General features: G+C 62.3%; 18 protein-coding genes. 3 read left to right on the top strand and 15 right to left on the bottom strand.

The features are described from left to right. Positions 1 to 25: 25 nt before the first annotated feature. From V7D81_RS07420 to V7D81_RS07385, 8 genes are all read right to left on the bottom strand, one after another. Entirely contained in the window at positions 26 to 1,171 is a 1,146-nt protein-coding gene (locus V7D81_RS07420) for a methionine aminotransferase (protein WP_324315510.1), read from the bottom strand. An 18-nt stretch (positions 1,172 to 1,189) separates the two neighbouring features. Further along, positions 1,190 to 2,029: an ABC transporter permease subunit gene (locus tag V7D81_RS07415; RefSeq protein WP_324315509.1), complete on the bottom strand. Its 840-nt coding sequence runs from the start codon at positions 2,027 to 2,029 to the stop codon at positions 1,190 to 1,192. Beyond that, complete coding sequence (locus V7D81_RS07410; RefSeq protein WP_324315508.1) at positions 2,026 to 3,033, bottom strand: ABC transporter permease subunit; 1,008 nt, start codon at positions 3,031 to 3,033, stop codon at positions 2,026 to 2,028. Before V7D81_RS07410 ends, V7D81_RS07415 begins: the two co-directional genes overlap by 4 nt. Then, positions 3,030 to 4,175, bottom strand: a complete 1,146-nt coding sequence (locus V7D81_RS07405; protein ID WP_324315507.1) for an ABC transporter ATP-binding protein — start codon at positions 4,173 to 4,175, stop codon at positions 3,030 to 3,032. Before V7D81_RS07405 ends, V7D81_RS07410 begins: the two co-directional genes overlap by 4 nt. Before the next feature lie 115 nt (positions 4,176 to 4,290). Further along, positions 4,291 to 5,430 carry a polyamine ABC transporter substrate-binding protein gene (locus V7D81_RS07400; protein WP_324315506.1) on the bottom strand — a complete coding sequence of 380 codons (1,140 nt, stop codon included), beginning with the start codon at positions 5,428 to 5,430 and terminating at the stop codon, positions 4,291 to 4,293. An 85-nt stretch (positions 5,431 to 5,515) separates the two neighbouring features. Next, positions 5,516 to 6,901, bottom strand: coding sequence for an aspartate aminotransferase family protein (locus tag V7D81_RS07395; RefSeq protein ID WP_324315505.1), 1,386 nt, complete (start codon positions 6,899 to 6,901; stop codon positions 5,516 to 5,518). Between the two features lie 48 nt (positions 6,902 to 6,949). Continuing rightward, positions 6,950 to 8,284 (bottom strand): glutamine synthetase family protein, encoded by a 1,335-nt coding sequence (locus V7D81_RS07390; protein WP_324315504.1) that lies wholly within the window; start codon positions 8,282 to 8,284, stop codon positions 6,950 to 6,952. Then, the gene (locus tag V7D81_RS07385; RefSeq protein ID WP_324315503.1) at positions 8,281 to 9,039 is read right to left on the bottom strand and encodes a gamma-glutamyl-gamma-aminobutyrate hydrolase family protein; all 759 of its coding nucleotides are present in this window, start codon (positions 9,037 to 9,039) and stop codon (positions 8,281 to 8,283) included. The genes V7D81_RS07390 and V7D81_RS07385 overlap by 4 nt, the downstream gene beginning before the upstream one ends. Before the next feature lie 242 nt (positions 9,040 to 9,281). On the opposite strand from V7D81_RS07385, the gene V7D81_RS07380 reads away from it, so the two are divergent. Further along, on the top strand, positions 9,282 to 10,652 hold the full coding sequence (locus tag V7D81_RS07380) for a glutamine synthetase family protein (protein WP_324315502.1): 1,371 nt from the start codon (positions 9,282 to 9,284) through the stop codon (positions 10,650 to 10,652). Between the two features lie 114 nt (positions 10,653 to 10,766). After that, positions 10,767 to 12,038 carry an NAD(P)/FAD-dependent oxidoreductase gene (locus tag V7D81_RS07375; protein WP_324315501.1) on the top strand — a complete coding sequence of 424 codons (1,272 nt, stop codon included), beginning with the start codon at positions 10,767 to 10,769 and terminating at the stop codon, positions 12,036 to 12,038. Positions 12,039 to 12,118: 80 nt separating this feature from the next. Here the strand turns inward: V7D81_RS07375 and queD are convergent, their stop codons facing one another. From queD to V7D81_RS07350, 5 genes are all read right to left on the bottom strand, one after another. After that, on the bottom strand, positions 12,119 to 12,475 hold the full coding sequence (gene queD, locus V7D81_RS07370; protein WP_324315500.1) for a 6-carboxytetrahydropterin synthase QueD: 357 nt from the start codon (positions 12,473 to 12,475) through the stop codon (positions 12,119 to 12,121). Positions 12,476 to 12,554: 79 nt separating this feature from the next. Then, the gene (locus V7D81_RS07365) at positions 12,555 to 12,929 is read right to left on the bottom strand and encodes a hypothetical protein (RefSeq protein ID WP_324315499.1); all 375 of its coding nucleotides are present in this window, start codon (positions 12,927 to 12,929) and stop codon (positions 12,555 to 12,557) included. A gap of 160 nt (positions 12,930 to 13,089) precedes the next feature. Further along, entirely contained in the window at positions 13,090 to 15,363 is a 2,274-nt protein-coding gene (gene rlmKL, locus V7D81_RS07360) for a bifunctional 23S rRNA (guanine(2069)-N(7))-methyltransferase RlmK/23S rRNA (guanine(2445)-N(2))-methyltransferase RlmL (protein WP_324315498.1), read from the bottom strand. Between the two features lie 167 nt (positions 15,364 to 15,530). Next, complete coding sequence (gene aguB, locus V7D81_RS07355) at positions 15,531 to 16,403, bottom strand: N-carbamoylputrescine amidase (RefSeq protein ID WP_324315497.1); 873 nt, start codon at positions 16,401 to 16,403, stop codon at positions 15,531 to 15,533. A gap of 100 nt (positions 16,404 to 16,503) precedes the next feature. After that, complete coding sequence (locus V7D81_RS07350) at positions 16,504 to 17,052, bottom strand: cupin domain-containing protein (RefSeq protein WP_349257627.1); 549 nt, start codon at positions 17,050 to 17,052, stop codon at positions 16,504 to 16,506. 134 nt (positions 17,053 to 17,186) lie between these two features. Between V7D81_RS07350 and V7D81_RS07345 the strand changes: the two genes are divergently transcribed. After that, positions 17,187 to 18,509 (top strand): aspartate aminotransferase family protein, encoded by a 1,323-nt coding sequence (locus V7D81_RS07345; RefSeq protein ID WP_324315496.1) that lies wholly within the window; start codon positions 17,187 to 17,189, stop codon positions 18,507 to 18,509. A gap of 87 nt (positions 18,510 to 18,596) precedes the next feature. Here the strand turns inward: V7D81_RS07345 and V7D81_RS07340 are convergent, their stop codons facing one another. Further along, entirely contained in the window at positions 18,597 to 19,283 is a 687-nt protein-coding gene (locus tag V7D81_RS07340; RefSeq protein WP_324315495.1) for a TorF family putative porin, read from the bottom strand. Positions 19,284 to 19,479: 196 nt separating this feature from the next. Beyond that, positions 19,480 to 20,157: a TorF family putative porin gene (locus V7D81_RS07335; protein ID WP_324315494.1), complete on the bottom strand. Its 678-nt coding sequence runs from the start codon at positions 20,155 to 20,157 to the stop codon at positions 19,480 to 19,482. Positions 20,158 to 20,328 lie beyond the last annotated feature (171 nt).

The raw sequence follows: 20,328 nt of genomic DNA, 5'->3' as shown, positions 1-20,328 counted from the left end.
AAAAAAATCCCTTCTTTCGACATGATCACAGCTTCCGCAGCCGCTCGGCGGCTTCGATGAGGGTGGAATCCTTCTTCGCGAAACAGAAACGCACGACGCCGAGTGTCGGCGGCGACTGATAGAACGGCGACACGGGAATCGAGGCGACGCCTGCTTCCCGCAGCACCCGGTCAGCGAACTCCGCGTCGGTGGCATCCGAGAGGTCGCTGAAATCCAGCAGCTGGAAGTACGTGCCCTCGGACGGAATCCAGCGGAATCGGGAGCCCTGCAGTTGCCGCAGGAACAGATCGCGCTTGCGTTGATAGAACGCGGCCAGCTCGTTGCTGTGCTGCGGCTCCAGCCGCAGGAACTCGGCGATCGCGAGTTGCAGCGGCGTCGCAATGCTGAAGGTATTGAACTGATGCACCCGCCGCAGTTCGCGGGTCAGCTCCGGCGGCGCCACGGCATAACCCACACGCCAGCCGGTCGCATGCATCGTCTTGCCGAAGGAAAAGCACACGACACTGCGCGCATACAGTTCGGCGTGGCCGACTACGCTCGCATGCTTCGCGCCGTCGTAAACCATGTGTTCGTACACTTCGTCCGACAGCACCATCGCATCCGTGGGACGCAGCAGGTCGGCCAGCTGCTGCAGATCGCCGGCCGACAATATCGAACCCGTGGGATTGTGCGGCGAGTTGATCATCACGAGCCGCAGGCGCGGCGTGACCCGCGCGCGGACCTGCTGCCAGTCGATGCGGAAATGCGGCGGCTGCAGCGGCACGTGCACCGGACGTCCGCCAGCGAGGATCACGGCGGGCGCATACGAGTCGTAGGACGGATCGAACAGGATGACGTCGTCGCCCGGATGTACGAGCGCACTGACGGCCGAGAAGATCGCCTCGGTGGCGCCGAGCGTGATCGTGATCTCTGCTTCCGGATCCGGCGTGCGCCCGTAACTCGCGCCGAGCTTGTTCGCGATCTGCTCGCGCAGCGCGCCCTCGCCGATCATCGGCGCGTACTGGTTGTGGCCGGACGCCACCGAACGCGCCAGCAGTTCCTTCAGCAGCTCCGGCGAATCGAAGTCGGGAAATCCCTGCGCCAGATTGATCGCGCCCAGTTCGCGGGCGCGATTGGTCATGACGGTGAAGATGGTCGTGCCGACGTGCGGCAGCTTCGAACGGAGGTTCATGGCCGCTGCAGTCTGCGGCTATTTTCCCGTCGCCGCCATCTGCATGTCGCGCTGCCGACGCTTTTCCTGGCGCTGCATGAGGATGCCGGCGATCACTACACCAATCGTGACCAGCAGCACCATGATCGACGCGAGCGCATTGATGTCCGGACTCACACCCAGACGGACCTTCGAGAAAATCACCATCGGCAGCGTGCTGGAACCGGGGCCGGACACGAAGCTGGCAATGACCAGGTCATCGAGCGAAATCGTGAAAGCCAGCAGCCAGCCCGACACCAGCGCCGGCGCGATGATCGGCAGCGTGATGAGAAAGAAGATCTTGGCCGGACGCGCGCCGAGATCCATCGCGGCTTCTTCCAGCGAATCGTCGAGCGTCGACAGTCGCGACTGCACGATGACGGTCACGTACGCCATCGTCAGTGTCATGTGCGCGATGGTGATGGTCGTGACGCCGCGGCCCTGCGGCCAGCCGAAAATCTGCTCCATCGCCACGAACAACACCAGCAACGACAGGCCCGTGATGACTTCCGGCATCACCAGCGGCGCCGTCGTCATGCCCGAGAACAGCGTGCGGCCGCTGAACTTGCCGAAGCGCGCCAGCGCCAGGCCCGCCAGCGTGCCGAGGATCACGGCACCGGTCGCATTGATGGCCGCAATCTTCAGCGACAGCCACGCAGCGTTGAGGATCTGGTCGTTCTGGAACAGCTTGCCATACCACTCGGTGGAGAAACCTCCCCATACCGTGACCAGGCGCGACTTGTTGAACGAGTAGAAGATCAGCGACAGGATCGGCACGTAAAGGAACGCGAAGCCGAATACCAGCACCGAAAGACGAAACACCGGGACGCGTCTGCTCATCGGTGCGCTCCCCTGGCTTCGGCGTTCTGGGCCCGCTGCAGCAGCACGATGGGAATGACCAGCAGCAACAGCAACGCGATGGCCACCGCACTGGCCACCGGCCAGTCGCGGTTGCTGAAGAACTCGGTCCACAGCACCTTGCCGATCATCAGCGAATCCGGCGCACCGAGCAGCGCCGGGATGACGAACTCGCCGACAGCCGGGATGAACACCAGCATCGAGCCCGCGACGATGCCCGGCATCGACAGCGGCAACGTAATCGTGAGGAACGACTTGAACGGCCGGCTGCCCAGGTCCGCCGCCGCTTCGAGCAGTGTCAGGTCCATCTTCTCCAGATTCGAGTACAGCGGCAGGATCATGAACGGCAGATAGGAATAGACGATGCCGACATAGATCGCGAAATCCGTCTGCAGCATCACGATGGGTTCGTCGATGATGCCGAGCCACATCAGGAAATTATTGATGAGGCCGTTGTTCTTGAGCAGGCCGATCCAGGCGTAGACGCGCAGCAGGAAGGAGGTCCAGAACGGCAGGATCACCATCATCAGCAGGATGTTGCGCCACGTCGTGTTGGCGCGCGCAATCGCATAGGCGAGCGGATAACCGACCAGCAGGCACAGCAGCGTGGAGATGAACGCCACCTTCATCGAATTGAGGTAGGCCTTCCAGTAGAGGTTGTCCTCGACCAGGAACATGAAATTCCCGAGATTGAGCTTGATGTGCAGCATCTTGTCGCCGGCCCATTCGAACAGCGGCTGGTACGGCGGCGAGGCGATCTGCGTCTCCGAGAACGCGATCTTGAGAACGATGACGAACGGAATCAGGAAGAACAGCAGCAGCCAGAAATACGGAATGGCGACGACGGCGGTGCGTCCGCGCACGCCCCACTTCAGCAAGCGGGCCTGCGTCCAGCGATACGGCGGAAATTGCTGCAGCACGCGCAGGATGAGTTGCGCACCCGCGCTGTGGCGCTGCCCGCTCGGCGGTTGGGCTTTGGCGATCATTCGCCGAGCACCACCGGGCTCGATGGGTGCCAGTGGATGTAGACCGACTGATCCCAGGTGATCAGGTCATCGGCATGCCGATAGGAATTCGGCTGCGTCACCCGCACCATCTTTCCGGAGTCGAGCTGCACGATGTAGATCGACATGTCGCCCATGTAGGCGATCTCTTTGACGGTGCCGTGAGCAACGTTGTCAGTCTGATCTGGCTTCTCGATCGAGATATTGATCTTCTCGGGACGGACCGCCGCCCACAGCAGCACGTCCGGCGCCGAACTCACGCCGTGATCGACGAAGATGGTGCCGCCCAGTTCCTGCGATTCGATGCGTACGCGATCGGGCAGGTCCTCGATCATGCGCCCCTGGAACATGTTGACGTTGCCGATGAACTCGGCGACGAACTTGCTGTTGGGATATTCGTAGATGTCCTTCGGTGTGCCGACCTGGATGATCTCGCCGAGGTTCATGACGCCGATGCGGCTCGACAGCGTCATCGCCTCTTCCTGGTCGTGCGTCACGACGACGAAGGTGACGCCGAGCTGTTCCTGCAGATTCACCAGTTCGAACTGCGTGTGTTCGCGCAGCTTCTTGTCGAGCGCGCCGAGCGGCTCGTCGAGCAGCAGCAGCTTGGGCCGCTTGACCAGCGAACGCGCAAGCGCGACGCGCTGGCGCTGGCCGCCGGAGAGCTGATGGGGCTTGCGCTTGGCGAACTGTCCCAGCTTCACCATGCCGAGCATGTCGGCCACGCGCGAGGCGATCTCTGCCTTGGATACCTTGTCCTGCTTGAGTCCGAACGCCACGTTCTGTTCGACCGTCATGTGCGGGAACAGCGCGTAGGACTGGAACATCATGTTGACTGGGCGTTCATAGGGCGGGATGCCCGCCATGTCGACGCCGTCGATCAGGATCTTGCCGCTGCTCGGATCTTCGAACCCCGCCAGCATGCGCAGCAGCGTGGTTTTGCCGCAGCCCGAACCGCCGAGCAGACAGAACAGTTCCTTCTTGTAGATCTTGAGCGAGACGTCGTTGACGGCCACGAAGTCGCCGAACTTCTTGGTGACGCGCTCGATGCTGATGTAGGGGACGGCTTGCGGGTCGTTCCAGGGCTGGATCTTGGTTTCGGGGCGACTGCTCGGAGTGGCCATGATTCACCGCTGTTGTTGTTTGCGTCGCATGGCCATCGGACTACGAACCTAACGGGTTACGGCCAGAATGCTCTTCCGGCCGTCACCCATCGTCCGTAGTCCGCAGCCCCTTTCATCAGCTTCCCGTCGTGAACTTGGTCCACATGCGGGTCATGAGGCGGGTGAAGTCCTCGGTGTACGACAGCGAGGGGAACAGCTTCGCCTTCACTTCCGGCGGCGGATACACGCCCGGATCGTTCTTGATCTCATCGTTGATGAGCGGCAGCGCCGCGGCCACCGGGCTCGCGTAGTTCACGAAGTTCGAGTTGTTGGCGGCGACCTGCGGCTCCATCAGATAGTTGATGAAGGCGTGGGCGTTCTTCGGGTGCTTGGCATCGGCCGGAATCGCCAGCGTGTCGAACCACACGATGGTGCCTTCCTTCGGGATGACGTACTTGATCACCGTGCCCTGACCCGCTTCCTCGGCGCGATCGCGCGACTGCAGGACATCGCCGCTCCAGCCGAGCGCGACACACAGATCGCCATTGGCCAGATCCTCGATGTATTGCGAAGAATGGATCTTGCGGATGTACGGGCGGATCGCCATCAGCTTCTCTTCCGCCGCCTTCAGGTCTTCTTCCTTCTGGCTGTTCGGGTCGCGGCCCATCCAGGCCAGCGCCACCTTGAGAACTTCATCGGAGGCGTCGAGCACCGATACGCCGCAGTCCTTGAACTTGGCGATCTGCTTCGGATCGAAAATGAAATCCCAGCTGTCGAGCGGCGTGTCGCCGAGGATTTTCTTGACCTTGGCTTCGTTGTAGCCGATGCCGGTGGTGCCCCAGAAATAGTCGACCGAGTATTCGTTGCCCGGATCGTGCAACGCCACGCGCTGCATCACGTCGGGGTCCATGTTCGAGAGGTTCGGAAGCTGGCTCTTGTCGAGCTTCTGGAACACGCCCGCCTTGATCTGGCGTTCCAGGAACGACGCCGAAGGCACGACGACGTCGAAGCCCGAGTTGCCCGCCAGCAGCCGGGTTTCCAGCACGTCATTCGAATCGAAAACGTCGTAGGTGACCTTGATGCCGGTCTTCTCTTCGAAGTTCTTGATGGTGTCTTCGGCGATGTAGTCCGACCAGTTGAATACGTGCAGGACCTTTTCTTCTTCGGCGGGAGCAGCCGCCTGGCCGGCCTGCTGCGCCTCCTCTTTCTTGCCGCAGGCCGCCAGCGCTAGCGCGACAGCGGTTGCAGTCAAGGCAACGCGCAAATTCTTGTTCATCGGATAGCTACTCCCCGTGTGGTTTTACGGACCGGACCGACACCGGCTACTGCGCTGGAGCGTAACGCAGAACCCGTGCGAAGGGCTACGGGAGCGAGTGCAGCGTCATGTCGAGGGACTTGCGAGCCTTGTCGATCAGCTCGTCGACGTGGGCGCGCGTCATCACCAGCGGCGGCGCGACGATCATGGTGTCGCGGACCGCCCGCATGACCAGGCCGTTGCTGATGCACAGATCGCGGCACAGGGTGCCGACTTCGCCGGGATCGGCGAAGAGTTCGCGCTTGCTCTTGTCCTTCACCAGTTCCAGTGCACCAATAAGGCCCACGATACGGGCCTCGCCGACCAGCGGATGCTCGGCGAGTTCGGCCCAGCGCTGTTTCATGTAGGGCGCGATGTCGTTCCTGACCCGCTCGATGACATTTTCATTGCGCAGGATGTTGATGGTGGCGCACGCCACGGCGCAGGCCGCCGGGTGACCGGAGTAGGTAAAGCCGTGGGCGAACTCGCCGCCCTTTTCCGTGAGTACCGCAGCGACCCGATCCGCGATCATCACGCCGCCGATCGGCAGGTAGCCCGAGGACATGCCCTTGGCGATCGGCATCAGGTCCGGCTTGATGTCGAAGTACTGCGAACCGAACCACTGCCCGGTGCGGCCGAAGCCGCAGATGACTTCATCGGCGATGAGCAGGATGCCGTAACGGTCGACGATCTTCTGGATCTCGGGCCAGTACGTCGATGGCGGAATGATCACACCGCCCGCACCCTGGATGGGTTCGCCGATGAATGCAGCGACCCGCTCCGGTCCGATTTCCAGAATCTTCTCTTCGAGGGCACGCGCGGCGACGAGGCCGAATTCCTCGGGCGACAGATCGCCGCCTTCCACATACCAGTACGGCTGGCGGATGTGGACGATGCCCGGGATGGGCAAGCCGCCCTGCGCATGCATCGGCGCCATGCCGCCGAGACTGGCGCCGGCCATCGTACTGCCGTGATAGGCATTCTTGCGGCTGATGATGACGGTGCGCTGCGGCTGGTCCATCAGTTCCCAGTAACGGCGTACCGAGCGCACGACCGTGTCGTTCGCCTCGGATCCCGAGCCCGTAAAAAAAACGTGCTTGAACTGGGGCGGCGTGACTTCGGCCAGCAATCGCGACAGTTCGATGGCGGGCGGATGGGCCACCTGGAAGAAGCTGTTGTAGTACGGCAGCTCCAGCAACTGCTTGTAGGCCGCCTCGGCCAGTTCGCGGCGGCCGTAACCCAGATTCACGCACCACAGTCCCGACATGCCGTCGAGGATCTGTCGTCCGTCCGAATCGTAGAGATACACCCCTTCGGCGCGCGAGATGACCCGCGTCCCCTTGCGGCCCAGCGCCGCATGATCCGTGAAGGGATGAATGTAGTGAGAGGCATCCAGTGCCTGCCATTCAGCCGTGGAACGGGAAGGAATGAACGGACTGGATGAAGTCGTCATGTCAGCGGAAGCGGCGGAAATAAGTCATGAACACACCTTGCAGATACATCAGACGTTCAACAGCAGATGCTCGCGCTCCCAGGAGCTGATCACCTGCAGGAACGTTTCATATTCGTTTTCCTTCACGGCGGCGTAGGCCAGCACGAAACGTTCGCTGAGGATTTCCAGCAGCGGACGGCAATCGCGCAACAGCCGCAACGATTCCTCGATATTGCGCGGCAGGCCGAACGGCAGGTCGTAGGCGCTGCCCGTCACGGGTTCCGTGGGCTTCAGTCCTTCGACCATGCCGAGATAGCCGCAAGTCAGCGATGCCGCAATCGCGATGTAGGGATTCGCATCCGCACCGGCGATGCGATTCTCGACACGGCGATTGGCCGGATTCGACACCGGCACGCGCAGACCCGCCGTGCGATTGTCGTAGCCCCACTGCGTATTGATCGGCGCGGAGTGATGGCGCGTGATGCGGCGATAGGAATTCACGTTCGGCGCAAACAGCGACATCGCCGCCGGCAGGTATTTCTGCAGTCCGGCGATATGCGAGAAGAACAGCGACGACGGCTTGCCCTCGGCATCGCTGAAAATGTTCTTGCCGGTGCGGCGATCGACGATGCTCTGATGAATATGCATGGCGCTGCCGGGCTCGCGCGCCATCGGCTTCGCCATGAACGTCGCATACATCTTGTGACGCAGCGCCGCCTCGCGCGCGGTGCGCTTGAACAGGAAGACCTGGTCCGCCAGCGACAACGCATTGCCGTGCAGCAGGTTGATCTCCATCTGCGCGGCGCCGTCTTCGTGGATCAGCGTGTCGATGGCGATGTCCTGCGCTTCGCAGAACGCATAGATGTCGTCGAACAGCGGATCGAATTCGTTCACCGCCGCGATCGAATACGCCTGGCGCCCGATCTCGGGACGGCCCGAGCGGCCCATCGGCGGCTTGAGCGGATAGTCGGCGTCGATGTTCGGTTCGACCAGGAAGAACTCCAGTTCCGGCGCCACCACCGGCTCCCAGCCATGCTGTGCGTACAGCTCGAGTACGTGCTGCAACAGGTAGCGCGGCGCCATCGTCACGGGACGACCGTCGGAATAGAAACTGTCGTGAATCACCTGCGCGGTGGGCTCCGCAGTCCACGGCACCACGCGGATGGTGCTGGGATCGGCCTTCAGCACGATGTCGATTTCCGACGGGCTGATGGCGCGATCGTCGTCCGGATATTCGCCGGTGACGGTCTGCAGGAAGATGCTCTCCGGCAGACGCATGCCCTCGTCTTCGGCGAACTTCGCCGCGGGCATGATCTTGCCGCGCGGCACGCCCGCCATGTCGGGAATGATCGCCTCGACTTCGGAAATGCCGTGCTCTTTGAAGAATTGCTGGATGACGCTCATACATGATCCTTGCGTGCGTACTCACGCGCTGCCCGACCGAAGGCAGCGAACAGAGCACGCGAAAATGCGTTGTCCTGAAATTTCCACTCGGGATGCCACTGCACCGCATGGGCGAAGCCCGGCGCCGATGCGGCGCGGAAAGCTTCGATGACGCCATCGGGTGCACGCGCCTCGACTTCGAGACCGTTGCCGAGTGTCTGCACTCCCTGCGAGTGCAGCGAATTCACTGTCAGTCGATCCTGGCCCGCCAGCGCATGCAGCGCGGTGCCGCGGATCAGTTCTATTTCATGCGCCGGGCCGTACTGCTCATCGAGCGGCGCGGAGGTGTCCTCACGATGATTGCCGAATCCCGGCACCTCGTGAATCTTCTGCCAGAGCGTGCCGCCGAAGGCGACGTTCATCTCCTGGAAGCCGCGGCAGATCGCCAGCAACGGCATGCCTGCCTGGATCACGCGCGGAATCATGGGCAGCGTCGTCGCATCGCGGTGCGCGTCGTGCAGCGTTCCCTCGGCGCTGGCCGGCCCGCCGTAGCGGTGCGGTTCGACATTCGAGTGACTTCCCGTCAGCAGAATCCCGTCGAAGCGGTGTAGCAGTTCGTCGAGACCGATGCCGTCGCCGAGCGAAGGAATGAGGACGGGGATCGCATCGGCGCCCTGCGCGATGGCATTGATGTACTTCTCACCCACGCAGTGGAAGTAGTGAGCCCCAAGCAGACGGCGGTCCGCAGGGATTCCGATGAGCGGCTTGCCCGACATACACGTTTAATATCTTTAACGACCGGAAGAGGATCCGGCGTCCAATCGACGAGGCATTTAACCACAGTCCCGGCGCCTCCGCCCGCCCGAGGTTTACCGAGGGGGGCCATTTTCAGGCCTCACAAGGGCTTGCGAAGCCATTTCGACCGGGTCCACGCTTGCCGCCGCGTGGAGCCGGCCGGTATTCTCCCTGCCGCGAACCGAGACCGGTTCGCTATTAAATCTTAAACAGGGTTCGCCGCATGGCAGTTGAAACCTCGATCGCAGAGATCGCTGCCCTGCGCCGCGAGCATCCCGATATCCGCTTTGTCGATGTGCTGCTGGCCGACCTGTGCGGCGTGCCGCGCGGCAAGCGCGTAACCATCGAAGAGCTGCCGCAGGTCTACGACGGCGGCTTCCTGCTGCCGGGCTCGATGTTCGCGCTCGACGTGCAGGGGCTGACGATCGAAGAAACGCATCTGGGTTTCGATGACGGCGATGCGGATCGCGCCTGCATTCCCGTGCCGGGCACGCTGCTGCCGGTGCCGTGGACCAACGAAGGTGTCGCGCAGGTGCAAGTGTCGATGCGCGACAACGATGGCAGTCCGTTTTTTGGCGATCCGCGTCATGTGCTGAGCGCGGTCCTGCAGCGATTCCAGCGCCTCGGCCTGACGCCGGTGGTCGTCGTCGAACTGGAGTTCTATTTTGTGGATCGCGAGCGCACGGCGACGGGTCGCATTCAACCGCCGCGTCTGCCGCAGACCGGGCGGCGCGAGTACCGGACCCAGATCAACTCCATGTCCGATGTGAACGAGTACTCCGCGGTGCTCGCCGAGATCAGCGCCGCGTGCGCAGCACAGCGCATACCCGCGGGCACGGCGCTCGCCGAATACGGACCCGGGCAATTCGAAGTAAACCTGCACCACTGCGCCGATGCGCTGGCCGCCTGCGACGAGGCCATCCGTTTCAAGCGGCTGGTCCGCGGCGTGGCGGCGAAGCGCGGCATGGAAGCGACCTTCATGCCCAAGCCCTATGCGGAGTTCGCCGGCAGCGGCGCGCATCTGCATGTCAGCCTACTCGATGCCTCGGGCGCGAATGTCTTTGCGTCCGAGGACACCTGCGGCAATGAAACGCTGCGCCACGCGATCGGCGGACTCGCGCGAACGATGTCGGATGCGATGTTCGTGTTCGCCCCGACCATCAATTCCTATCGACGCTATCGGCCCGAAGCCTATGTGCCGCTGAATCCGACCTGGGCCTGCAACAATCGCGGCGTTGCCCTGCGCATTCCGATCAGTTCGGCCGAGAACCGTCGCGTCGAGCATCGCGTCGCCGGCGCCGATGCCAATCCATACCTGCTCACGGCCGCGATTCTCGCCGGCATCCATTACGGCATTACTCACAAGATCGATCCCGGCCCACCGCTCGCAGGCAATGCCTATCGCGGCAACGGCGCATCACTGCCAGTCACCTGGCCCGAAGCGGCGCTGGCATTCGAGCGCAGCGATTTCATCGGCGAATACTTCGGCAAGCCATTCCAGCATCTGTTTCTTTCCACGCGACGCGGTGAACTGAGAGCCTTCGAACTGAATGTCTCGACGCTCGAGTACGACTGGTACGTGGCGACGAGTTAAGGAGAAAGTGACGAGGGTCACGGAAGTCACGAAAGTGACGAGGGAACGGACATCCCTTACTTTCGTGACTTTCGTGACTTTCGTGACCTTCGTGACTCTCGTAACTTTCTTCACATGACCCACATCGATTCCTATTACGCCGCGTCGGCCAATCCGGCACCGACGTATCCGCCGCTTGCCGGCGCGATCGACGTCGACGTGTGCGTCATCGGCGGCGGCATCGCGGGATGCTCCACGGCGCTGCATCTCGCCGAACGCGGCTACCGGGTGGTGCTGATCGAATCACACCGCATTGCCTGGGGCGCCTCGGGCCGCAGCGGCGGTCAGGCGATCGGCGGTTATGCGTGCGGTCAGAAGAAACTGATCGATGCGCTCGGCTTCGATGATGCGCACAAGCTGTGGGACATCAGCGTCGAATCGTTGTCGCTGTTGCGGGATCGGGTCGCTCGGCATTCGATCGACTGCGACCTGCACTGGGGTCAGATGCACGTCGCGATCAAGCCGCGCCAGCGCGACGACCTGCTGGCCGAGCAGCACGAACTCGAAGAAAAGTTCGGCTACCGGCAGTTGCGCTTTATGGAAGGCCCCGAAGTTCAGGCGCTGCTGGCGACGCAGCGCTACTGCGCGGGGCTGTACGACAGCGGCAGCGGACATCTGCATCCGCTCAACTACACGCTCGGACTTGCTGCTGCGGCGCATGCCGCAGGCGTACAGATTTTCGAAGGAACCACCGCGACGCGAGTCCAGCACGGCGATCCGGCTACGGTGACGTGCAACACCGGCAGCATCAAGGCGCGCTTCGTTGCGCTGTGCTGCAATGCCTACATCGACGGCCTCGCTCCCGAACTCGATGCGCGGATCATGCCCGTGGGCACCTACATCGTGGCGACCGAGCCGCTCGGCGAAGCGCGCATGAACGATCTGATGCGTCAGAACGTCGCCGTGACCGACATCAACTTCGTACTCGACTACTTCCGTCGCTCCGCCGATCACCGACTGCTGTTCGGCGGACGCGTCAGCTATTCGGGACTCGATGCATTCAATACGAAGAACGCCACGCGTCAGCGCATGATCAAGGTCTTTCCGCAGTTGTCGGATGTGGCCATCGAATATGCGTGGGGCGGTTACGTCGACATCACGATGAGCCGTGCACCGGACTTCGGCCGCATCGGATCGAATGTCTACTACCTGCAGGGATTCTCGGGTCACGGCATCGCGCTGACCGGTATCGCCGGCAAACTCGTGGCCGAAGCCATTGCCGGTCAGGCTGAACGATTCGATCTGTTCACGAAAATCCAGCACCGGAAATTTCCGGGCGGCACGCTGCTGCGGATGCCGGCGTTGGTGCTGGCGATGCTGTGGTATCGAATGAGGGACTTCCTGTGAGAAGTGACGGAAGTCACGAGGGTCACGAAAGTGACGCGGGGCTCCTACCCTCGTCACGTTCGTGACCTTCGTCACCCTCGTCACTTCCCCCCATACACCGCCCCGCTCGTACACGTCTCGTGAACGACGACCTTGCTCAGCAGCGGCAATACTTTTTTGGTTTCCATCCACACCCAGCGCGCCAGATTCTCGCTGGTCGGATTCTCGAGTCCCGCGATCTCATTGAGATAGTGATGATCGAGCCGGTCATAGATCGGCTGGAAAGCAGCCTTCACGTCCGCGAAATCCATGACCCAGCCGGTGTGCGCATCGACCGGACCGCTGATGTGCAGTTCGATGCGAAACGAATGACCGTGCAGCCGCGCGCACTTGTGACCGGCGGGCACATTCGGCAACCGGTGCGCCGCCTCGATCGTGAATGCGCGGAAGATATCCATCGACGTTACCGGACCTCCAGACGACGACGCCGCGCTCTTGGGCGCGGCGTCAGTGAATCGCAATCGGTTGCAGCGACGATCAGGCGGCCTTGCGCCGGCGCGAACTCGATGCACAGCTGCAGGTGCCGCAGGTGCAACGGATCGTATTGCAATCATTGCAGACGCCGAAGTCGACCGAGCCGAAGTGACGGCGGCAATGCTCGCAATAGGGCTTGCGACGACCACCGCGCGCAGTGCGGTACGAATCCACGGCGGCCGCATTTTCTGCGCCCTGCGCGTCCGGGCACTGCACCAGATCCTTGCTGACGATCGAACGCATGAAGGTCGTGGCCGTCATCGAGCCGAGCTTGAACAGACGCATCTGTTCCTTGGCGAGACCCATCTGCGCGACCGGATCGTAAATGACGACACCCAGCTTGGGGTGAAACTGAACCTGGAACGGATCGGCGCTCATGGCGTGCACTCTATGCTGTGCCCGGCAATCGGCCGGACGGAAAAATTCAAAGGTCTCGCGCTGGGGTTGATTACGGGGACCCGTAATGCAGCCGCAATTGTGCTGCAACGCAAGAGTAATAATCAATCCGTGATGCCGCTTGGCGTATACGAAAGTACGCCTAGGAGCGGTGCCGTGTCCGTTCGTAGCTACCGAGATGCGGCCGTGGGCGCTCCCGTTCAAGCGGTTTTGCACTGATTTGCGGCGGAACGGTAATTTTTGCCGGATCCGTCAACGTCAGTACGTAGCACTGGTGAATTTTCGGACTGCGCCTGAAATCCCACGGCAAGGTGGCAGTCGTGACATCTTCGACAGCGAAGGCTTCCAGCGCGTTCCGCTCCAGCTTGAAGCGCGTGTAGTTATTTGAGAACACGATCACACCGCCGGGTACCAGCAGACCTGCCGAGAGCATGAGCAAGGCCACGTGGTCGCGCTGCACGTCGAAATCGTCTTCCATGCGCTTCGAACGCGAATGAGTCGGCGGATCGATGAACATAAGATCGAAACGTCGGGCTTTGCCCTGCTGCTCCCGCAGCCAGGCCATGCAGTCCTGCTGCACGAACCCGTGTTCCGACCCGGCGAGATCGTTCAAGGCCAGGTTGCGCTTCGCCCATTCCAGATAGGTGCGCGACATGTCGACCGTCGTCGATGAACTCGCGCCGCCACCGACGGCATGAACGGTTGCGGCACCGGTATACGCAAACAGATTGAGGAATTTCCGGCCACGCGCCATGTCGCCGAGGCGCTGTCGCGTCAGACGGTGGTCGAGGAACAAGCCGGTATCCAGGTAGTCGTGAAAGTTCACGAGGAAGCGATAGCTGCCTTCGCGAACTTCCTCGAACTCACGTTCGTTGCCGACTTTCTCGTACTGCGCGATGCCCTTCTGCTGGCGACGACGGCGCAGGTGAATGCGCTCCGCAGGCAAAGCCAGTACTTCCGGAATCACCGCGAGCACTTCACGTCGACGCGCCCGCACACTTTCTTCTGCGATGGTCTTCGGCGCTTCGTATTCCTGCACCAACGCCCATTGCTGCCCGGCGCCGTCGCCGTAGAGATCGATCGCGAATGCGTACTCGGGCATGTCCGCGTCGTAGACGCGATAGCAGTACACACCTTCGCGTTGCGCCCAGTCGTTGGCCGCCTTCAGGTTCTTGCGCAGCCGATTGGCGAACATCTGCGCGCCGGGCTGATTGCGGATCTCCTGCTGTTCCTCGGCGCTGCGCGCGGGACGCGATGTGCCGCGATATTCGGCCGGCTCGATGTCGAACCGCAGCAGGCGGCATTCGATGCGGCCATTCCACAGCGTGTGACTGCGCTTCGCATTGATGCCCAGCGCCTTCGCCAGCGGCGGATTGCCCGTGAACACCGCACCCTTCCAGCCCTCGAAGTGCTCGCGCAGTTTCTGCCCCAGCAGGTCGTACAGCGCCTGCAGGCGTTCCTGATCGCCGATGCGTTCGCCATACGGCGGGTTCGCGATCACGAGGCCCGTAGCTCCGCTTTCGCGCGTCAACTGCGCCAGTTCGCGACGCTCGACATGCACGAACCCGCGCAGCCGCGCCCGTTCGACATTCTCGATCGCTGCACGAACCGCAGCGGGATCCTGATCGTAGCCGCGCAGCACGAGTTTCCGCTCCAGCGTCGCGGCACGTCGTTCGCGCGCTTCTTCGAGCAGCCTGCGCCACAACTCGCGATCGTGTCCCACCCAGCCGATGACGCCGAAGTAGCTGCGCATCGAGCCCGGCGCAATGTCGAGCGCCATCAATGCTGCTTCGATCGGCAACGTGCCCGATCCGCACATCGGATCGACGAGTTCGCCGCCTGCCTTCGCAATGGCCGGCCAGCCGCAGCGAAGCAGGATCGCCGCCGCGAGGTTTTCCTTGAGCGGCGCCGCCACGCCGCGAGCGCGATACGCACGACGGTGCAGACTGTCGCCCGACAGATCGAGACTGAGCGTCGCGCGATCCCGATCCAGTCGCACGTCGATGCGGACGTCGGGCTGCTCCAGTTCGACCGACGGACGATCGCCCGTGCGTTCGCGCATGAAATCGACGATCGCGTCCTTGGTCTTGAGCGCGCCGAAGTGAGTATGCGTAATGCCGCTGGTGGCACCGCCGAGATCGACTGCCAGCGTTCCGGTCGGCTTGATGTGCTGCGTCCAGTCGATCGACCTCACGCCCGCGTACAGCGCTTCCGGCGTCGCGGCTTCGAATGAACCGAGCGGCAGCAGAATCCGGCTCGCCGTGCGCGACCAAAGACAGGCGCGATACGCCGTTTCCAGCGAGCCTTCGAACTGCACGCCGAGCTTGAATTCGCGGCACTGCGTCGCGCCGCAATCGCGCAACTCGGCCGCGGTCAGATCGGCAACACCCGGGGGACAGGAAGCGAAGAACTGCATTGTTGGCTTTTCAGAAGAAGAAGTTTCACACGGAGATCACGGAGGACACGGAGTTTGAAGAGAAGAAAGAATTTCCACGGGGGACACGGGGAACACGGGGCAGAAAAGAGATTGCTTGTTCCGAGTCCCCGTGGTCCCCGTGTCCCCCGTGGAAAATTTCTTCCGTCTTATCTCTTCGTATGTCCATCGAGTGTCAGGAGGGGACCATAGAGTTCGGGACGGCGATCGCGGAACACGCCCCAGGCATTGCGATAGTTGCGGATCGCTTCGAGGTCGAGCGTCGCGGTGAGAATGGCTTCGTTCGATCGATCGGCCTGTTGCAACAGCGCGCCCGTCTGGTCGGTAATGAATGACGAGCCGTAGTACGTCACCGTCCAGCGCTCGCCCTTCTCGGTGCCGATGCGGTTGGAGGCGACCAGCGGCATGATGTTCGACGCCGAGTGGCCCTGCATCGCGCGTTGCCAGTGATCGCGCGAGTCGATGCCCGGATCCTGCGGCTCGGCGCCGATCGCGGTGGGGTAGAAAAGAATCTCGGCGCCGAGCAGCGCCATGGCACGCGCGCTTTCCGGAAACCATTGATCCCAGCAGATCGCAACGCCGAGCGTGCCGAAGCGCGTCTTCCACACTTTGAATCCCGTGTCGCCGGGCGAGAAATAGAACTTCTCGTGATAGCCCGGGCTTTCGGGAATGTGCGCCTTGCGATAAGTGCCGAGCACGCTGCCGTCGGCGTCGACCATCGCAACGGTGTTGTAGAACGCATTGCCCTCGCGCTCGAACACACTGGCGGGCAGCACGACATTCAATTCGCGCGCCAGCGACTGGAATTTGCGCACCGCCGGATTTTCCTCGATGGGCAGCGCCAGCGAAAAGTAGTCGGGGTTGTGCTCCTTGCAGAAATACGGCGTCTCGAACAGTTCCTGGATGAGGATGATGTTTGCACCCTGCTTCGCCGCCGCGCGAATCACGCGCTCGGCCGTCGCGAGATTTTTCTCGCGATCGTCGGTACAGGCGAACTGGGTGGCGGCAACGGTGGTTTTCATAAGAGCAAGGTGACGAAAGTCACGAAGGTGACGCAAGTGACGCGGGTAATACAGCCGGAAGTCACTCGGTCACTTTCGTGACCCTCGTGACTTTCGTGACTCAGAACGTAGGCGGTGTGCTGGCGCTGATGATCTCACACGGTTCCGCACCGGTATTGCGGAATCTATGCGGCACGGCGCTGGAGAAGTAATACGCATCTCCCGGACCGAGCACGCGGCTCTGGCCGCCGACCGTCAGTTCGATGCGACCCGACAGCACGATGCCGCCCTCTTCGCCCTTGTGGCTCAGCATGTCATCGCCGGTGTCGGAACCTGCGCTGTAGCGCTCGTGCAGGATGGCCATGGCGCGATTCGGCCGCTTGGCGGCGACGAGTCGCAGCGCGATGGCGCCATCGCCGATGTCGGTCAATTCGTCACGACCGTAGAACACCTGCGGATCGGTCTGCAGATCCAGCGTGAAGAATTCCGCGAGCGACATCGGGATGCCATCGAGCACTTTCTTCAACGAACTGATGGAGGGACTCACACGGTTCTGCTCGATCAGCGAAATGGTGCCGTTGGTCACGCCGGCGCGCTTCGCCAGCTCGCGCTGCGACAGCCCGTACATGACTCTCACGTTCTTGAGATGCGTGCCTACATCGATGCTCATGAGCCGGTTCCTGTCGCGCGGGAAGTGTTTAGGATAATCGACACACTGGCCCAACCTCTAGCGGATTTCCGTCATTCCATTGAGCACCCTGTCGAATTTTCTTATCATCCCGGCCCCGTCACCGGAGCAGTGCCATGTCCGCCAAACCGTCGCGCAGCGATCTCGAAGCCCTGTGGATGCCGTTCACGGCCAACCGGCAGTTCAAGGCCAATCCCCGCCTGCTCGCGCGCGCCGAAGGCATGTACTACTGGACGCCCGACGGTCGAAAAATTCTCGATGGCGTCGCCGGCCTGTGGTGCGTGAACGCGGGCCATGGCCGACGCGAAATCAGCGAGGCCGTGAGCAGACAGATCGCCACGATGGAATACGCGCCGCCCTTCCAGATGGGTCATCCGTCGGCGTTCGAACTCGCGAACGAACTGGTGAAGCTGACGCCCGGCGATCTCGATCATGTGTTCTTCACCAACTCCGGTTCGGAGTCGGTCGATACGGCGCTGAAGATTGCCGTCGCCTATCACCGCGTGCGCGGCGAAGGCGCGCGCCAGCGCCTGATCGGTCGCGAGAAGGGTTATCACGGCGTCGGCTTCGGCGGCATTTCGGTGGGCGGCATGGTCAACAACCGCAAGTTCTTCGGCGCGATGCTGCCGGGCGTCGATCATCTGCGGCACACGCTCGATCTCGAACACAATGCGTTCTCGCGCGGCATTCCCGAATGGGGCGCGCATCTCGCGGAAGATCTCGAACGCCTGGTCGCGCTGCACGATGCCTCGACGATTGCCGCGGTGATCGTCGAACCGGTTGCAGGTTCGGCCGGCGTCGTGCTGCCGCCGAAGGGCTATCTGCAGCGCCTGCGCGAGATCTGCGACAAGCACGGCATCCTGCTGATCTTCGACGAAGTCATCACGGGCTTCGGCCGGCTCGGCGCACCGTTCGGCGCGCAGTACTTCGACGTGCTGCCGGACATCATCACGACGGCCAAGGGCCTGACGAACGGTGCGGTTCCGATGGGCGCGGTGTTCGTGCGCAAGCACATCTACGACACCTTCATGAACGGGCCGGAGAATGCGATCGAGCTGTTCCACGGCTACACGTATTCGGCGCATCCGGTGGCCTGTGCCGCGGGCCTGGCGACCCAGAAGATCTACCGGGACGAAGGCCTGCTGACGCGCGGCGCGGCGCTGGCGAAACAGTGGGAAGACGCGCTGCACTCGCTGCGCGAAGCGCCGCACGTGATCGACATCCGCAATGTCGGGCTGGTCGCCGGCATCGAACTGCAGCCGCGCGCGGGCGCGCCGGGCGCACGCGGCTACGAGATGCTGGTGAAGGCTTTCGAGCGCGGCCTGCTGATCCGCGCGACCGGCGACATCATCGCGCTGTCGCCACCGCTGATCATCGAGCCGCAGCAGATCGATGAAATCGTGACCGTGATGCGCGAACTGCTCGACAGCGTCGACTGACCGGCCAGATGACGAAACCCCGGACGTTGCCGTCCGGGGTTTCGTTTCGACGCATGCGCTGATCCTGAGATCAGCAGCGGCCGTCGATTACCACGGCAGCGTGGTGGAGATCGAAAAGATCAGTCGATCCGTGTCGGCACCGTCGATGTCGGTGTCGACGTACTTGAGCGACAGGTCGAACTTCTCGATCGTGTAGCTCACGCCCACCGAGTAGTCGAAGTAGTTCGACAGGCCGTACGAGGCCTCCACGCCATCGCCGTCGCTGTAGCCGACGTGCAGATCGAGCGTGAGGTTGGCCGGCAGCGGAATCGCCGCGGCGCCCTCCAGGTAGAAGGCACTCTCGTCGGTATTGGCGAAGTCGTTCGAATACCAGAGCTTGCCCGAGAACATGCCGTAGCTCAGGCCGCCGTAGATTTCAGGGAAGTTGAAGTCCGATTCCTCGGGATAGGCGTAGTACTGGATGCCGACGTCCCAACCCAGACCATCCTCGTCGCCGCCGGAGAAGCCGGTGTACAGATCGACTTCGTAGTTCGGATCGCCAGGTCCGAAATCGACGTTGCTCGCCCATGCGCCGACGTACCAGCCGCTGTCATCGGCCCAGTCGATGCTGGCCTGCAGCGCGGGGTCTTCGTCCGTCTGCGTGATGCCGCGCCAGTCGTAATCGCTCGTCAGTGTGATCGTTGAGGAAACCTCGGCAGCGGCGACGCCTGCCCCCAGTAGTCCGACCAGGCCCAGCACGACGCTGTGCGGAGCGAGAGTTCTCGGATAGCCCATTACTGATCCTCATGTAGTGAAAAAGAAACACACCGTCCATGCGACGGAGCGGCGCGAAGATTAACCTACCGGCTGATCGGGAGCGAATACCGATGCAAAAGCACAACACCTGGCGCAGCAACGAAAAAGCCCCGGGACGAACGTGCGTCCCGGGGCCTGCCTGCCTTTGCGGCCGAGCGCGCGGCTCAGCCAGCCATCACTTCGCCCAGGGGAAGCTGGTGCCGAACGACAGGATCACCCGATCGTCCGAAGTGACGTCGTCGGAGTCCTGCGTCACCCACTTGAGACCCAGCGTGAAATTGTCGGAGGCATACGAAACGCCGATGCTGTAGTCGGTGTAGCTGTCCGTGTAGGCCGCGTTGTCGAAGGCATCGCCGTCGCTCAGACCGGCGTGCAGATCCACGCTGACGGGGCCGGCAGGGATGCTGGCGTCGAGACCGAGGTAGTACGCGCTCTCGCCCGAATCAAAATAGTCGTCGGCGTACCAGAGCGAGCCGGTGACGACGCTGTAGCTCAGCTTGCCGTAGATCTCGAGCGTGTTGATATCCGAGGCACCGGGATACGTGTAGTAGTTGAGACCGACGTCCCAGCCGAAGCCGGAATCGCCGAATTCCCCGGCAAAGCCGGTGTAGAAATCGATCTCGGTGGAAGGATCGCTGGTGCCGCCTGCACCGACGTTGCTACCCCAGGTGCCGGCGTACCAGGCGCCACTGGAGTAGTCCAGCGACAGCTGCAGGGCAGGCGAGTAATCCGTCTGCGTCCAACCACGCCAGTCGTAGTCGCTGACGATCGTCGCCGTGCCGCTCACTTCGGCCTGGGCTACGCCCGCCATCGAGATCAGACCCAGTGCAGCCAGCAGTCTCACATTGCGCATAGAACTCCCCTATGTGGTGAAAACAGAACGCGCTTTGAACTTGAGCGGCCATGGCGCGAATCATTTGGTGTATGAACGCAACAGCCGCTGCCGAGGGTTATGAATGCAGCAACCGTGCCATGCGACGCGCATGTCACGTGACCGAAGCAATGGAGATCACGCAGAAAGGAG

Origin of the sequence: Povalibacter sp., from assembly GCF_036735925.1 — a bacterium.
Classification (GTDB): Bacteria; Pseudomonadota; Gammaproteobacteria; order Steroidobacterales; family Steroidobacteraceae; genus Steroidobacter.
Note: the sequence above shows the minus strand (reverse complement) of the source record. Positions and strands in the feature narration are given on the sequence as shown.

Excerpts from the sequence above, each read along its gene's own strand:
- V7D81_RS07415 (WP_324315509.1), bottom strand. The coding sequence starts at position 2,029 with ATGAGCAGACGCGTCCCGGTGTTTCGTCTTTCGGTGCTGGTATTCGGC.
- V7D81_RS07375 (WP_324315501.1), top strand. The coding sequence starts at position 10,767 with ATGACCCACATCGATTCCTATTACGCCGCGTCGGCCAATCCGGCACCG.
- V7D81_RS07385 (WP_324315503.1), bottom strand. The coding sequence starts at position 9,039 with ATGTCGGGCAAGCCGCTCATCGGAATCCCTGCGGACCGCCGTCTGCTT.
- V7D81_RS07390 (WP_324315504.1), bottom strand. The coding sequence starts at position 8,284 with ATGAGCGTCATCCAGCAATTCTTCAAAGAGCACGGCATTTCCGAAGTC.
- V7D81_RS07340 (WP_324315495.1), bottom strand. The coding sequence starts at position 19,283 with ATGGGCTATCCGAGAACTCTCGCTCCGCACAGCGTCGTGCTGGGCCTG.
- V7D81_RS07350 (WP_349257627.1), bottom strand. The coding sequence starts at position 17,052 with ATGAGCATCGATGTAGGCACGCATCTCAAGAACGTGAGAGTCATGTAC.
- rlmKL (WP_324315498.1), bottom strand. The coding sequence starts at position 15,363 with ATGCAGTTCTTCGCTTCCTGTCCCCCGGGTGTTGCCGATCTGACCGCG.
- V7D81_RS07420 (WP_324315510.1), bottom strand. The coding sequence starts at position 1,171 with ATGAACCTCCGTTCGAAGCTGCCGCACGTCGGCACGACCATCTTCACC.
- V7D81_RS07380 (WP_324315502.1), top strand. The coding sequence starts at position 9,282 with ATGGCAGTTGAAACCTCGATCGCAGAGATCGCTGCCCTGCGCCGCGAG.
- aguB (WP_324315497.1), bottom strand. The coding sequence starts at position 16,403 with ATGAAAACCACCGTTGCCGCCACCCAGTTCGCCTGTACCGACGATCGC.
- V7D81_RS07400 (WP_324315506.1), bottom strand. The coding sequence starts at position 5,430 with ATGAACAAGAATTTGCGCGTTGCCTTGACTGCAACCGCTGTCGCGCTA.
- V7D81_RS07410 (WP_324315508.1), bottom strand. The coding sequence starts at position 3,033 with ATGATCGCCAAAGCCCAACCGCCGAGCGGGCAGCGCCACAGCGCGGGT.
- queD (WP_324315500.1), bottom strand. The coding sequence starts at position 12,475 with ATGGATATCTTCCGCGCATTCACGATCGAGGCGGCGCACCGGTTGCCG.
- V7D81_RS07365 (WP_324315499.1), bottom strand. The coding sequence starts at position 12,929 with ATGAGCGCCGATCCGTTCCAGGTTCAGTTTCACCCCAAGCTGGGTGTC.
- V7D81_RS07335 (WP_324315494.1), bottom strand. The coding sequence starts at position 20,157 with ATGCGCAATGTGAGACTGCTGGCTGCACTGGGTCTGATCTCGATGGCG.
- V7D81_RS07405 (WP_324315507.1), bottom strand. The coding sequence starts at position 4,175 with ATGGCCACTCCGAGCAGTCGCCCCGAAACCAAGATCCAGCCCTGGAAC.
- V7D81_RS07395 (WP_324315505.1), bottom strand. The coding sequence starts at position 6,901 with ATGACGACTTCATCCAGTCCGTTCATTCCTTCCCGTTCCACGGCTGAA.
- V7D81_RS07345 (WP_324315496.1), top strand. The coding sequence starts at position 17,187 with ATGTCCGCCAAACCGTCGCGCAGCGATCTCGAAGCCCTGTGGATGCCG.